Below are 12,950 nucleotides of genomic sequence, written 5' to 3'. Positions count from 1 at the left end.
CGCTCAAATAAAAACGGCCTGGACTAGGCCAGGCCGCAATCATGCATCATACGTGTTACTGCCAAACGACAGTCATACGTAGAAACAGTTACTTCAACACAGCCAGGGCGGCGTCGTAGTTTGGCTCTTCAGCGATTTCCTTGACCAACTCGCTGTGCAGCACGTTGTCGTTTTCGTCCAGTACCACGACAGCGCGAGCGGTCAGGCCTTTGAGCGGGCCGTCGGCAATGGCCACACCGTAATCAACAGCGAAGTCCGAATCACGGAAGTCCGACAGGTTCTTCACGTTTTCCAGGCCTTCGGAGCCGCAGAAACGTGCCTGGGCGAATGGCAGGTCGGTGGAGATGCACAGCACCACGGTGTTGGCCACGTCGTTGGCCTGGGCGTTGAACTTGCGCACCGAAGTGGCACAGGTTGGGGTGTCAACGCTTGGGAAGATGTTCAGCACTTTGCGCTTGCCGGCAAAGGTAGCCAAGGTGGCGTTGGACAGATCGCCGGCGGTCAGGGTGAAGTCTGCGGCTTTTGCGCCGACTTTCGGCAAATCGCCTTCAACCTGGACCGGGTTGCCTTTAAGAGTGACTTGAGCCATGAACAGAATCCTTATGCTGGGTTTGGTTAAACGAATTCGAGAGGCGGAAGTTAACCACAAAGTGCCGAAGCTACCTACCGCCAGACACAAATTGTCATGTCCCCACGCATGATCAATACCGACACCGCCTGGAATCGGGCGCGAACACGTGCTTACCCGCCGAAATTGCGCTGATATAGATTCAGTTCGATAGATAGGAAATGCCGGGCACCGGAGGTGCCCGGCAAGACGTTGGCGCTCGCGAGCTAGATGCTTACGGCATGCGTCGCTATTGCCCGATCATCGGGTCCGGACATATCAAAGATAAACTCTGCCCTGAACGTTATCGTCTGAGTCCCGCTCGGAATCGCTACTGACTTGTAGTTTGACCAAGTATGCCACTGCCCATCCTGCATACGGTCATCGGGCGAGTCCAGGTCCCATACAGTGTTGTTGCCGACCTTGACATCGTAATTAATATTGGCTTTGTTACGTGAACTATCGCCCTTGATCATGTAGTCCTCGGTTGTCAACGTCAGCGTGTTACCTGAGCGCTGAAACCTGATACGCAAATTGCCGCTATAGCCGGTAACACCCCTTGTCAATGTGACGTTATGCCAGTCAGCTTCAACCGCGTTCCCCTTGTTGGTTTGTTCATGGTCATCCATGGTAGGCACCTCCTGAAAACGATTTGATGAGTTTCCGACCGCCCTACATCCGGAAAGCTGTAGCGAACCTAACACCCTGCACAAGCCGCGATAACTGTGAACGTTGACAGGCCACAAGCTCATTTCGCAATTAAAATCCACGCATTAATCAGCATTTCCTCGCAAGGCTTGTTGCGCCGCAAAAGTGTGATTTAATCAGCCGCTTTTTTAGGCCCGCCCCGACGGCACGAAGGACTCATTTCATGCATCAACCCGCCACCAAAGTCCTGGTCATTGGCTACGTCTGGCCCGAACCCCGTTCTTCTGCAGCGGGCGGGCATATGATGCAAATCCTTGAGAGTTTTCTTACGCAAGGTTGGGACATTACCTTCAGCAGCCCCGCCACCATTGGCGAGCACAAGGCCGACCTGCCCGCACTCGGGATCGCCGAACGCGCTATCGAACTGAATAACAGCAGTTTCGATGATTTTGTCCGCGAATTGGCCCCGGACATTGTGCTGTTCGACCGTTTCATGATGGAGGAGCAATTCGGCTGGCGCGTGGAACAATGCTGCCCCGACGCGCTGCGGGTGCTGGAGACCTCCGACCTGCAGAGCCTGCGCGACGCCCGTCACCAGCGTTTCAAAGAACAAGTAAAAGCCAACCCAGACAGCGACGACTTCAGCGCCCTGTTCGCCCCGGCATTGGAGGACGAGTTCCAGCGCATGGCCGATACCGACCTGGCCAAACGCGAAATCGCCGCCATCTACCGCTGTGACATCAGCCTGATGATCTCTGACGTGGAAATCCGCCTGCTCACCGAACAGTTCAAGGTGCCGGCCGCCCTGCTCCACTGGTGCCCGTTGATGCTGCATCCGCCCAGCGCTGCATTTGCGCCCTTTGAAGACCGTGCGCATTTCCTCAGCATCGGCAACTTCCGCCACGCGCCCAACTGGGATGCGGTGCTGTGGATGAAGCACAGCCTGTGGCCGCTGATTCGCCAACAACTGCCGGGCGCGCAGTTGCATATCTACGGCGCCTACACCCCGCCCAAAGCCACCGCCCTGCACAACCCGGCGCAGGGTTTTCATGTGATGAACTGGGCCGAAGATGCGCTGCAAGTCATGAACGCCGCGCGTATCTGCCTGGCACCGCTGCGCTTTGGCGCCGGCATCAAGGGCAAGTTGGTGGACGCCATGCTGTGTGGCACGCCGAATGTCACCACCCCCATCGGCGCCGAGGCCATGGGCGATGACCAACCCTGGCCCGGCGTGATCGCAGAGGACGCCCCGGCCCTGGCCGCCGCTGCCGTGGCCCTTTACCAAAACCGCGAGCGCTGGACTCAAGCCCAGGAACAAGGGCGCCAACTCCTGGCCCGGCGCTATGACCAGGACGTGCACGGGCCCGCCTTGGTGGAATGCCTGGAACGTTGCCGCAGCAACCTTGCCGTCCATCGCCGGGACAACTTCATTGGCAGCATGCTGCGCCACCACGCGCATAAAAGTACCCAGTACATGTCCCAGTGGATCGAGGCCAAAAACCGCACCCTATAAACACTGGCGCTGGCGAGGTCGCGCGGGACGGGGCATTATCCTACGCAGCAACCACAATAAAGCGACGGCAGCATGACCCGAGCAACGCGCATCACCGACCCTTCCTACGAGTTGATGGACGACCACAACGGTCTGTCCATCATCTATCGCCAGCACGGCTTCCCCTGCCCCCTGGTGCGCTGGCATTTCCACAAGGAATACGAGCTGCACCTGATCGTCGCCAGCTCCGGCAAGGTGTTTATCGGCGACTACATCGGCAACTTCTACCCCGAAAGCCTGTTCCTCACCGGCCCCAACCTGCCCCATAACTGGATCAGCCAGGTGGAAGAAGACGAAGTCGTGCCCAAGCGCGACATGCTGGTGAACTTCACCGATGAATTGTTCGAACACGGCAGCCACATCTTCACCGAACTCAAAAGCCTGGCGCCGCTGCTTGAACGTGCGCAATACGGCATCGAGTTTCGCTGCAAAAAAACCATCGCCCACGCCATGACCCTGATGCAACGCATCGAAGACGCCCGGGGCATGGCACGCCTGGGGCACTTCTTTATCTTGCTGGAAGTGTTGAGCGCCTGTGAGGACTACCAGTTACTGTCCGGCGTGACCACGCCACAGCAAGCCGACGAACACAGCATCGACCGCACCAACCGCGCGGTGGACTACATCTTTGCCCACTACGCCCGAGAGTTGCCGCTGGAAGAAGTGGCGGAGTACCTGGGGATGAAGCCAACGTATTTTTCCAGGGTATTCAAACAGGCGACCGGGCGGACTTTTATTGAATTCGTCAATCGGCTGCGCATCAGCAAGTCCTGTGAATTGCTGGCCGATGGGGACAAGGCCGTGACGGATGTGTGCTTTGAGTCGGGGTTCAATAACATTTCCAACTTCAATCGGCGTTTTCAGCAGCTTAAGGGGATGACGCCGTCTCACTATCGGCGGTTGGCGGTGCAGCGGTTGACGGAGCAGAATTTGGCTTGAGGTTGATCGTTCGTCTAGGTAGTGGGAAACAGAAACGTCTTACAAGGCTTTAAGGTTGCCCCTAGGACACTCGATCTCTAGTCTCCTTACACCGCTGCAAACGCAGCGGTCGGGCGTCGCGGCCCGTATTTCTTCAGACGCAAAAGCGTCGTGTGTCCTTTCAGTTGGCGCTTTTTTATCGTCTACTGTGCGGCGCTATGGCGGCTGTGCGCGGGATACCTTCGGGTATGCCGATGTTCTGGAGAGTCGGTCCGCGAACCCGCGTACAGCTGCCACCCCCATCGCGTCGCGGCGATCAATGGCAGCTCCTTAATATCTCCGGAGTTTCACCATGATCAAACCCACACCAAATCCCCCTGCCAGCGTGCTATTCACCGTTAAAGACGGCATCTCCACCCAAGACCTACTCGTCAACCTCAGCGAATCCCTCGCCTCTGCCCACGCCCTCACCTGCGATTTCGCCTTTGAACTCGACGGCTCGCGACGAGAAGGTGCGCTGGGTATTGCACAGTTGATTGAGGTATCCAGGTTGTTGGCTGAACGCGTATTGGCTGATATCGAGCGCTAAATCCTGCATCGATCGCCCTCAAGCTTCGTTTGAGGGCGATCACCGAGTGCAAAAAAGTATCAGTGAGCGTGCTCCCAAGGATTTGTCACCGCCGCTTTTGAAGGCTGTAATCAACGCACACTCTTCCTGACTCCTGGTAGGAAGACACAACAACAATAACCGTCCTTCTGTAGCCCCCTGGGCGCGGAAATGGAGTGCGCGATGAAGTTCACAGCAAAAGCAATGCTTGCCTGTTCCTGCATGACTGCATGCATGACCCTCAGCGCCGTCAGCCTTGGCGCGCAAACCCTGACCATTGCCACCGTCAATAACAGCGACATGATCCGCATGCAGAAGCTCTCGAAAACCTTCGAGGCCGAGCATCCGGAGATCAAGTTGAACTGGGTGGTGCTCGAAGAAAACGTACTGCGCCAACGCCTCACCACCGACATCGCCACCCAGGGCGGGCAGTTCGATGTGTTGACCATCGGCATGTACGAAGCCGCACTCTGGGGCGCCAAGGGGTGGCTGGAGCCGATGAAGGATTTGCCGGCGTCCTACGACCTTGATGACGTGTTCCCTTCAGTGCGCGACGGTTTGTCGGTCAAGGGCTCGTTGTACGCCCTGCCGTTCTACGCCGAAAGCTCAATCACCTATTACCGCACCGACCTGTTCAAGGACGCCGGGCTGAGCATGCCTGAGCACCCGACCTGGAGCCAGATCGGCGAATTCGCCGCCAAGCTCACCGACAAGTCCAAAGAGCAATACGGCCTGTGCCTGCGCGGCAAAGCCGGTTGGGGTGAGAACATGGCGCTGATCACCACCCTGGCCAACGGCTTCGGCGCGCGCTGGTTCGATGAGAAGTGGCAGCCAGAATTCAACGGCCCCGAGTGGAAGAACGCGCTGAACTTCTACGTCGACAACATGAAAAAATCCGGCCCGCCGGGTGCTTCCAGCAATGGCTTCAATGAAAACCTGGCGCTGTTCAACAGCGGCAAGTGCGCGATCTGGGTGGATGCCAGCGTGGCCGGCTCGTTTGTGACCGACAAGAGCCAGAGTAAGGTCGCAGACCATGTCGGCTTTACCTTCGCGCCCCATGAGAAAACCGACAAGGGCACGTCGTGGCTGTACTCCTGGAGCCTGGCGATCCCCACCAGTTCCAAGGCCAAGGACGCCGCCAAGGTGTTCACCAGTTGGGCCACCTCCAAGGAATACGGCCAGCTCGTGGCCAAGACCGATGGCATCGCCAACGTGCCACCAGGTACCCGCCAATCCACCTACAGCGACGAGTACATGAAGGCCGCGCCGTTCGCCAAGGTGACGCTGGAATCGCTGAAAGTGGCAGACCCGACCAAGCCGACCGAGAAACCGGTGCCGTATATCGGTATCCAGTTGGTGACCATTCCTGAATTCCAGGCGATTGGTACCCAGGTGGGCAAGTTCTTCTCGGGGGCGCTGACCGGCCAGCAGACCGTCGATGCTGCATTGACCGCCGCGCAGAACACCACCGAGCGGGAAATGAAGCGGGCTGGTTATCCTAAATAGTACGGAACCCCGTAATTAATGTGGGAGCGGGCTTGCTCGCGAATGCGTTCTTCCAGTTGATGCATCCGTGACTGACACACCGCCTTCGCGAGCAAGCCCGCTCCCACAGTTCTGTATACATCTGACTGGTTCTGATCACCATGAATACACCCACCAAAAACCGTCTGGCCAACCCCGGCTGGTTTCTCGTCAGCCCCTCGGTGGCCTTGCTGCTGCTGTGGATGATCGTGCCGCTGGGCATGACCCTGTACTTTTCGCTGATCCGCTACAACCTGCTCTACCCCGGCGAAAACCAATTCGTGGGGCTGGAAAACTTCAGCTACTTCATCACCGATTCGGGCTTCCTGCCTGGCGCCACCAATACCCTGTTGCTGGTGGGCAGCGTGTTGCTGATCAGCGTGGTGTTCGGCGTGTTGATCAGTGCGCTGCTGGAGGCCAGTGAATTTCTGGGGCGCGGCATCGTGCGGGTGATGCTGATCTCGCCGTTCTTCATCATGCCCACCGTCGGCGCGCTGATCTGGAAGAACCTGATTTTTCACCCGGTGTCGGGGATTCTCGCTGCCGTGTGGAAGTTCTTCGGCGCCGAGCCAGTGGACTGGCTGGCGCATTACCCGCTGCTGTCGATCATCATCATTGTGTCGTGGCAATGGCTGCCCTTCGCGATCCTGCTGCTGATGACCGCCATGCAGTCCCTGGACCAGGAGCAAAAGGAAGCCGCACGCCTGGACGGTGCCGGCGCCATTGCGATCTTCTGGCACCTGACCTTGCCCCACCTGGCCCGCCCGATTGCCGTGGTGGTGATGATCGAAACGATCTTTTTGCTCTCGGTGTTCGCCGAAATCTTCACCACCACCAACGGTGGCCCCGGCTACGCCTCCACCAACCTCGCCTACCTGATCTACAACCAGGCGCTGGTGCAGTTCGACGTGGGCATGGCCTCGGCCGGCGGCTTGATTGCCGTGGTCATCGCCAATATCGCGGCGATCATCCTGGTGCGGATGATCGGCAAAAACCTGACTGACAAGCCTTGAGGGCCGCGCCATGACGCTTCAACAATCCCGCCGCCTGCAAAGCCTGTTGCTCGGCACGTTGGCCTGGGCCATCGCGATCCTGATTTTCTTCCCGATCTTCTGGATGGTGCTGACCAGCTTCAAAACTGAAATCGACGCGTTCGCCACCCCGCCGCAGTTCATCTTCACGCCGACGCTGGAGAACTACCTGCACATCAACGAGCGCAGCAACTACTTCGCCTACGCCTGGAACTCGGTGGTGATTTCGTTCAGCGCCACCGCCCTGTGCCTGCTGATCTCGGTGCCGGCCGCCTACTCCATGGCGTTCTACGAAACCCAGCGCACCAAGGGCACGCTGCTGTGGATGCTGTCCACCAAGATGCTGCCGCCGGTGGGCGTGCTGATGCCGATCTACCTGCTGGCCAAGAGCTTCGGCCTGCTGGATACGCGTATTGCGCTGATCATCATCTACACCCTGATCAACCTGCCGATCGTGGTATGGATGGTGTACACCTACTTCAAAGACATCCCCAAGGACATCCTCGAAGCCGCACGCCTGGACGGCGCGACCCTGTGGCAGGAAATGGTCCGCGTGCTGCTGCCGATCGCCAAGGGCGGCCTGGCCTCAACGGTGTTGCTGTCGCTGATCCTGTGCTGGAACGAGGCGTTCTGGTCGCTGAACCTGACCTCCTCCAGCGCCGCGCCGTTGACCGCCTTGATCGCCTCTTATTCCAGCCCCGAAGGCTTGTTCTGGGCCAAGTTATCCGCCGTCTCGACCCTGGCCTGCGCGCCGATCCTGATCTTTGGCTGGATCAGCCAGAAGCAGTTGGTACGCGGTTTGTCCTTTGGCGCCGTCAAATAATAATTCGAAAAGGAGGCCCATCATGGCCAACCTGAAAATCAAGAATCTGCAAAAAGGCTTCGAAGGTTTTTCCATCATCAAGGGCATCGACCTGGAAGTGAACGACAAGGAATTCGTGGTATTTGTCGGCCCGTCGGGTTGTGGCAAGTCCACGCTGCTGCGCCTGATCGCCGGCCTGGAAGAGGTCAGCGACGGCACCATCGAACTCGATGGCCGCGACATCACCGAAGTGACCCCGGCCAAGCGCGACCTGGCCATGGTGTTCCAGACCTACGCGCTGTACCCGCATATGAGCGTGCGCAAGAACATGTCGTTTGCCCTGGACCTGGCCGGCGTCGACAAGAAGCTGGTCGAGAGCAAAGTCAGCGAAGCGGCGCGCATCCTTGAGCTGGGGCCTTTGCTGGAGCGCAAGCCCAAGCAACTCTCGGGTGGCCAGCGCCAGCGCGTGGCGATTGGCCGGGCGATTGTGCGCAACCCGAAGATCTTTCTGTTCGATGAACCGCTGTCCAACCTCGACGCGGCCCTGCGCGTGCAAATGCGCCTGGAGCTGGCGCGCCTGCATAAAGAACTGCAAGCGACCATGATCTACGTGACCCACGACCAGGTCGAAGCCATGACCCTGGCCGACAAGGTGGTGGTGCTCAACAGCGGGCGCATTGAGCAGGTCGGCTCGCCCCTGGATCTGTACCACCAACCGGCCAATCTGTTTGTCGCGGGTTTTCTCGGCACGCCGAAGATGGGCTTCCTCAAGGGCCAGGTCACCCGCGTCGACAGCCAAGGCTGCGAGGTGCAACTGGACGCCGGCACCCTGATCAGCTTGCCGTTGAGCGGCGCCACCCTGAGCGTGGGCAGCGCGGTGACCCTGGGCATTCGCCCGGAGCATCTGGAAATCGCCACGCCGGGGCAAACCGCCCTGACCGTCACCGCCGACGTCGGCGAGCGCCTGGGCAGCGACACCTTCTGCCACGTCATCACCCGCAGCGGCGAGCCGCTGACCATGCGGATCCGTGGCGACATGGCTAGCCAATACGGCGAGACGCTGCAGTTGCACCTGGACCCGGCGCACTGCCATCTGTTCGACACCGATGGCGTCGCCGTGGCCCGCCCACTGCGCGCTGCCGCCTGATTTCGTGAGTATTTCCCGATGAAATTGAATAAAGCCAACCTCACCCGACTGGCGCCCGAAGTGCAGGTGCCGACCTACGCGCTTGCCGATACCCGCCAGGGCATCGCGCACATTGGCGTCGGCGGTTTCCACCGTGCGCACCAGGCGTTTTACACCGATGCCCTGATGAACACCGGCGAGGGCCTGGACTGGGGCATCTGCGGCGTCGGCCTGCGCAGTGAAGACCGCAAGGCCCGCGACGACCTGGCCGGCCAGGATTACCTGTTCACCCTGTATGAGCTGGGCGACACCGACGACACGCAAGTGCGTGTGATCGGCTCGATCAGCGACATGCTGCTGGCCGAAGACGGCGCCCAGGCGCTGATCGATAAGCTCGCCAGCCCACAGATCCACATCGTCTCGCTGACCATCACCGAAGGCGGCTACTGCATCGACGACAGCAACGGCGAGTTCATGGCCCACCTGCCGCAGATCCAGCATGACCTGGCGCACCCGAGAGCGCCGAACACCGTGTTCGGTTTTATCTGCGCCGCACTGACCCTACGGCGCGCCGCCGGCACGCCGGCCTTTACGGTGATGTCCTGCGATAACCTGCCCCACAACGGCGCCGTCACCCGCAAGGCCCTGCTGGCCTTCGCCGCCCTGCACGACGCCGGGCTGCATGATTGGATTGAGGCCAACGTGAGCTTCCCGAATGCCATGGTCGACCGCATCACGCCAATGACCAGCACCGCCCACCGCCTGCAACTGCACGACCAGCACGGCATTGACGACGCCTGGCCGGTGGTGTGCGAGCCGTTTGTGCAATGGGTGTTGGAAGACAAATTCGTCAACGGTCGCCCGGCCTGGGAAAAGGTCGGCGTGCAGTTCACCGATGACGTCACGCCTTACGAAGAAATGAAAATCGGCCTGCTCAACGGCAGCCACCTGGCCCTCACGTACCTGGGGTTCCTCAAGGGCTACCGGTTCGTTCACGAGACCATGAACGACCCCGTGTTCGTGGCGTATATGCGCGCTTACATGGACCTGGACGTCACGCCGAACCTGGCACCGGTGCCCGGTATCGACCTGACCGAATACAAGCAGATCCTGGTGGAGCGCTTTTCCAACCAGGCGATTGCCGACCAATTGGAGCGCGTGTGCTCCGACGGTTCATCGAAGTTTCCCAAGTTCACCGTGCCGACCATCAACCGCCTGATTGCCGACGGCCGCGAGACTGAACGCGCGGCCCTGGTGGTGGCGGCCTGGGCGTTGTACTTGAAAGGCGTGGATGAAAACGGCGTGCGCTACAGCATCCCGGACCCACGGGCAGCGTTCTGCCAGGAGCTGGTGAGCGATGACGCGCTGATCAGCCAGCGGTTGCTGGGGGTGGAAGAGATTTTTGGCACGGCTATTCCCAAGTCGGCGGCGTTTGTGGCAGCGTTCGAGCGTTGCTATGCAAGCCTGCGTGACAAAGGCGTCACAGCCACGCTGCAAAACCTCCTGAACAAAGCGGATTAAACATGTGGGAGCTGGCTTGCCTGCGATAGCGGTCCGGCAGTCACTGCAGGGTTGACTGGACCACCGCTATCGCAGGCAAGCCAGCTCCCACATCGACCGTATTTCCAACCCAATAATAATGCTGAGCACCCACCTCATGACCCAGCAAAACCTCTACCTCGGCATCGATTGCGGCACCCAGGGCACCAAAGCCATCGTCCTCGATGCGTCCAGCGGCAAGGTGCTGGGCCTGGGCGCCGCCGCGCACAGCTTGATCAGCGGCGCCAATGGCCGTCGTGAACAACACACCCAGGAGTGGCTGGACGCCTTCACCGCCGCCACCCACCGCGCCTTGCAACAGGCCGGCGTGGACGGCCAGGACATCCTCGGCATCGGCGTATCCGGCCAGCAACACGGCCTGGTGCTACTGGACGAACAAGGTGAAGTGTTGCGCCCGGCCAAGCTGTGGTGCGACACCGAAACCACGCCGGAGAACGACCGGCTGCTGCAGCATCTGGGGGGCGAACGTGGGTCCCTGGAGCGCCTGGGTGTGGCCATCGCACCGGGCTACACCGTGTCCAAGCTGCTCTGGACCCTTGAACAGCACCCGGACGTCTTCGCGCGCATTGCCCATATCCTGCTGCCCCACGATTACCTCAACTACTGGCTCACCGGCCGCGCCTGCGCCGAGTATGGCGATGCGTCGGGCACCGGTTACTTCAACGTGCGCCGCCGCGAATGGGATGTGGCATTGCTCCAGCACATCGACCCCAGCGGCCGCCTGCAAGCCGCGTTGCCGACACTGATCGAAGCCGACCAAGCGGTGGGCACGATCCTGCCGGCCATCGCCGAGCGCCTGGGCATCAACCCTGACGCGGTGGTGTCCAGTGGCGGCGGCGACAATATGATGGGCGCCATTGGCACCGGCAATATCGCCCCCGGGGTGATCACCATGAGCCTGGGTTCATCGGGCACCGTGTATGCCTTTGCCGACCAGCCGAACGTTAGCCCCCAAGCCTCGGTGGCGACCTTCTGCTCCTCCAGCGGCGGTTGGCTGCCGCTGATTTGCACCATGAACCTGACCAACGCCACCGGCGTGATCCGCGAGCTGTTCGAACTGGACCTCGACGCCTTCAACGCCTTGGTCGAACAGGCGCCCATCGGCGCCGATGGGGTGAGCATGCTGCCGTTTCTCAACGGCGAACGCGTGCCCGCCCTGCCCCACGCCACTGGCAGCCTGCAGGGCCTGACCATGACCAACCTGACCCGCGCCAACCTGTGCCGCGCGGTGGTCGAAGGCACCACCTTCGGCCTGCGTTATGGCCTCGACCTGCTGCGCCAGACCGGCCTGCAAAGCCAGAGCATCCGCCTGATCGGTGGCGGCTCGAAAAGCCCGCTGTGGCGGCAGATGGTCGCCGATATCATGCACACCGAAGTGGTGTGTACCGAACAGAGCGAGGCCGCCGCCCTGGGCGCGGCGATCCAGGCGGCGTGGTGCCAGAGCGGTGAACCGCTGGCCAGCCTGTGCGACAAATGCGTGAGCGTTGACCCTGCCAGCCGTACCTTACCCGTGGCGGCCAATGTCAGCGCTTATCAACAGGCGTATGAGCGTTATCAACAGCACGTGGCAACCCTTTAAGAGCGAGCAACTATGTATCTGGTGTGTGGTGAAGCGCTGTTTGATTTTTTCAGCGAGGAGGATGCCAGCGGGCAGGCCGCCAAGCTCCATTACAAGGCGATTGCCGGTGGCTCGCCGTTCAACGTGGCGGTGGGTTTGCGGCGCCTGGGGATCGAGTCGGCGTTCTTTGCCGGCTTGTCCACCGATTACCTCGGACGGCGCTTGCAGCAGGTACTGAAAGACGAAGGCATCAGCGAAGGCTTTCTGGTGGCGTTCGACGCGCCGACCACCTTGGCGATGGTCGCCGTGGGTGCCAACGGCTCGCCGCAGTACAGCTTTCGCGGCGAAGGCTGCGCCGATCGGCAATTGCAACTGACGCACCTGCCGCCCCTGGGCGATGAGATTCGCGGGCTGCATGTGGGCTCGTTTTCACTGGTGGTACAGCCCATTGGTGACACGCTGCTGAGCCTGGTCAAGCGTGAAAGCGGCAAGCGCCTGATCAGCCTCGACCCCAACGTGCGCCTTAACCCGCAGCCCGATATTCAGCTGTGGCGCGCGCGCGTCGCAGAGCTGGTGCAACACGCCGACCTGATCAAGGTCAGCGACGAAGACCTGCACCTGCTCTACCCCGACCAGGCACCGGAAAGCGTGCTGCAAGGCTGGCTGCAACACCGTTGCCAATTGGTGTTCCTCACCCGTGGCGGCGACGGCGCGTCGGTATTCAGCCGTCAGCATGGCACCTGGTCGCAACCTGCGGTCAAGGTGGTGATGGCCGATACAGTGGGCGCTGGTGATACCTTCCAGGCGGCGCTGATTGCGTGGCTGACGGAACAGCAGCTGGATTCAGTTGACGGGCTGCAAAACCTGAGCCGCGAGCAGATCGACGCCATGCTGGGTTTCGCGATTCGGGCTGCCGCCCTGACCTGCGGCAAGACCGGCCCAGACCTGCCCTATCGTCACCAACTGGGTTGAGCTGAGCGGGCAAAAACCCAAAGTGCCATCACGCAGGCCACGTAT

12 protein-coding genes are annotated in these 12,950 nt (G+C 60.5%); 10 read left to right on the top strand and 2 right to left on the bottom strand.

What is annotated here, in order from left to right; translation table 11 throughout:
- Positions 1-88 precede the first annotated feature (88 nt).
- Together tpx and N2A98_RS11850 are read right to left on the bottom strand one after the other, a co-directional pair.
- A complete protein-coding gene (tpx, locus tag N2A98_RS11855; RefSeq protein ID WP_032892046.1) occupies positions 89-589 on the bottom strand; it encodes a thiol peroxidase in 501 nt (166 codons plus the stop codon).
- 245 nt (positions 590-834) lie between these two features.
- Complete coding sequence (locus N2A98_RS11850) at positions 835-1,236, bottom strand: hypothetical protein (RefSeq protein ID WP_044273517.1); 402 nt, start codon at positions 1,234-1,236, stop codon at positions 835-837.
- Between the two features lie 242 nt (positions 1,237-1,478).
- Between N2A98_RS11850 and N2A98_RS11845 the strand changes: the two genes are divergently transcribed.
- From N2A98_RS11845 to N2A98_RS11800, 10 genes are all read left to right on the top strand, one after another.
- A complete protein-coding gene (locus N2A98_RS11845) occupies positions 1,479-2,768 on the top strand; it encodes a glycosyltransferase (RefSeq protein ID WP_275623473.1) in 1,290 nt (429 codons plus the stop codon).
- A 72-nt stretch (positions 2,769-2,840) separates the two neighbouring features.
- On the top strand, positions 2,841-3,746 hold the full coding sequence (locus N2A98_RS11840; RefSeq protein ID WP_047710743.1) for an AraC family transcriptional regulator: 906 nt from the start codon (positions 2,841-2,843) through the stop codon (positions 3,744-3,746).
- Positions 3,747-4,077: 331 nt separating this feature from the next.
- Positions 4,078-4,314, top strand: a complete 237-nt coding sequence (locus N2A98_RS11835; RefSeq protein ID WP_275623472.1) for a DUF6124 family protein — start codon at positions 4,078-4,080, stop codon at positions 4,312-4,314.
- A 201-nt stretch (positions 4,315-4,515) separates the two neighbouring features.
- Entirely contained in the window at positions 4,516-5,838 is a 1,323-nt protein-coding gene (locus N2A98_RS11830) for a sugar ABC transporter substrate-binding protein (protein WP_044273511.1), read from the top strand.
- 140 nt (positions 5,839-5,978) lie between these two features.
- On the top strand, positions 5,979-6,869 hold the full coding sequence (locus N2A98_RS11825) for a sugar ABC transporter permease (RefSeq protein WP_014718700.1): 891 nt from the start codon (positions 5,979-5,981) through the stop codon (positions 6,867-6,869).
- Between the two features lie 10 nt (positions 6,870-6,879).
- On the top strand, positions 6,880-7,710 hold the full coding sequence (locus N2A98_RS11820; RefSeq protein WP_005788583.1) for a carbohydrate ABC transporter permease: 831 nt from the start codon (positions 6,880-6,882) through the stop codon (positions 7,708-7,710).
- Between the two features lie 22 nt (positions 7,711-7,732).
- The gene (ugpC, locus tag N2A98_RS11815; RefSeq protein WP_275623471.1) at positions 7,733-8,836 is read left to right on the top strand and encodes a sn-glycerol-3-phosphate ABC transporter ATP-binding protein UgpC; all 1,104 of its coding nucleotides are present in this window, start codon (positions 7,733-7,735) and stop codon (positions 8,834-8,836) included.
- An 18-nt stretch (positions 8,837-8,854) separates the two neighbouring features.
- Positions 8,855-10,336: a mannitol dehydrogenase family protein gene (locus tag N2A98_RS11810; protein ID WP_275623470.1), complete on the top strand. Its 1,482-nt coding sequence runs from the start codon at positions 8,855-8,857 to the stop codon at positions 10,334-10,336.
- Between the two features lie 136 nt (positions 10,337-10,472).
- Complete coding sequence (xylB, locus tag N2A98_RS11805) at positions 10,473-11,954, top strand: xylulokinase (protein ID WP_078803188.1); 1,482 nt, start codon at positions 10,473-10,475, stop codon at positions 11,952-11,954.
- A gap of 12 nt (positions 11,955-11,966) precedes the next feature.
- Positions 11,967-12,905: a carbohydrate kinase gene (locus N2A98_RS11800; protein ID WP_044273507.1), complete on the top strand. Its 939-nt coding sequence runs from the start codon at positions 11,967-11,969 to the stop codon at positions 12,903-12,905.
- Positions 12,906-12,950 lie beyond the last annotated feature (45 nt).

Source organism: Pseudomonas sp. FJ2-5-13, assembly GCF_029201605.1.
Classification (GTDB): domain Bacteria; phylum Pseudomonadota; class Gammaproteobacteria; order Pseudomonadales; family Pseudomonadaceae; genus Aquipseudomonas; species Aquipseudomonas lactis.
The sequence above is the reverse complement of the archived record's forward strand: the minus strand, read 5'-3'. Positions and strand labels throughout refer to the sequence as shown.

Excerpts from the sequence above, each read along its gene's own strand:
- tpx (WP_032892046.1), bottom strand. The coding sequence starts at position 589 with ATGGCTCAAGTCACTCTTAAAGGCAACCCGGTCCAGGTTGAAGGCGAT.
- N2A98_RS11850 (WP_044273517.1), bottom strand. The coding sequence starts at position 1,236 with ATGGATGACCATGAACAAACCAACAAGGGGAACGCGGTTGAAGCTGAC.
- N2A98_RS11845 (WP_275623473.1), top strand. The coding sequence starts at position 1,479 with ATGCATCAACCCGCCACCAAAGTCCTGGTCATTGGCTACGTCTGGCCC.
- N2A98_RS11840 (WP_047710743.1), top strand. The coding sequence starts at position 2,841 with ATGACCCGAGCAACGCGCATCACCGACCCTTCCTACGAGTTGATGGAC.
- N2A98_RS11835 (WP_275623472.1), top strand. The coding sequence starts at position 4,078 with ATGATCAAACCCACACCAAATCCCCCTGCCAGCGTGCTATTCACCGTT.
- N2A98_RS11830 (WP_044273511.1), top strand. The coding sequence starts at position 4,516 with ATGAAGTTCACAGCAAAAGCAATGCTTGCCTGTTCCTGCATGACTGCA.
- N2A98_RS11825 (WP_014718700.1), top strand. The coding sequence starts at position 5,979 with ATGAATACACCCACCAAAAACCGTCTGGCCAACCCCGGCTGGTTTCTC.
- N2A98_RS11820 (WP_005788583.1), top strand. The coding sequence starts at position 6,880 with ATGACGCTTCAACAATCCCGCCGCCTGCAAAGCCTGTTGCTCGGCACG.
- ugpC (WP_275623471.1), top strand. The coding sequence starts at position 7,733 with ATGGCCAACCTGAAAATCAAGAATCTGCAAAAAGGCTTCGAAGGTTTT.
- N2A98_RS11810 (WP_275623470.1), top strand. The coding sequence starts at position 8,855 with ATGAAATTGAATAAAGCCAACCTCACCCGACTGGCGCCCGAAGTGCAG.
- xylB (WP_078803188.1), top strand. The coding sequence starts at position 10,473 with ATGACCCAGCAAAACCTCTACCTCGGCATCGATTGCGGCACCCAGGGC.
- N2A98_RS11800 (WP_044273507.1), top strand. The coding sequence starts at position 11,967 with ATGTATCTGGTGTGTGGTGAAGCGCTGTTTGATTTTTTCAGCGAGGAG.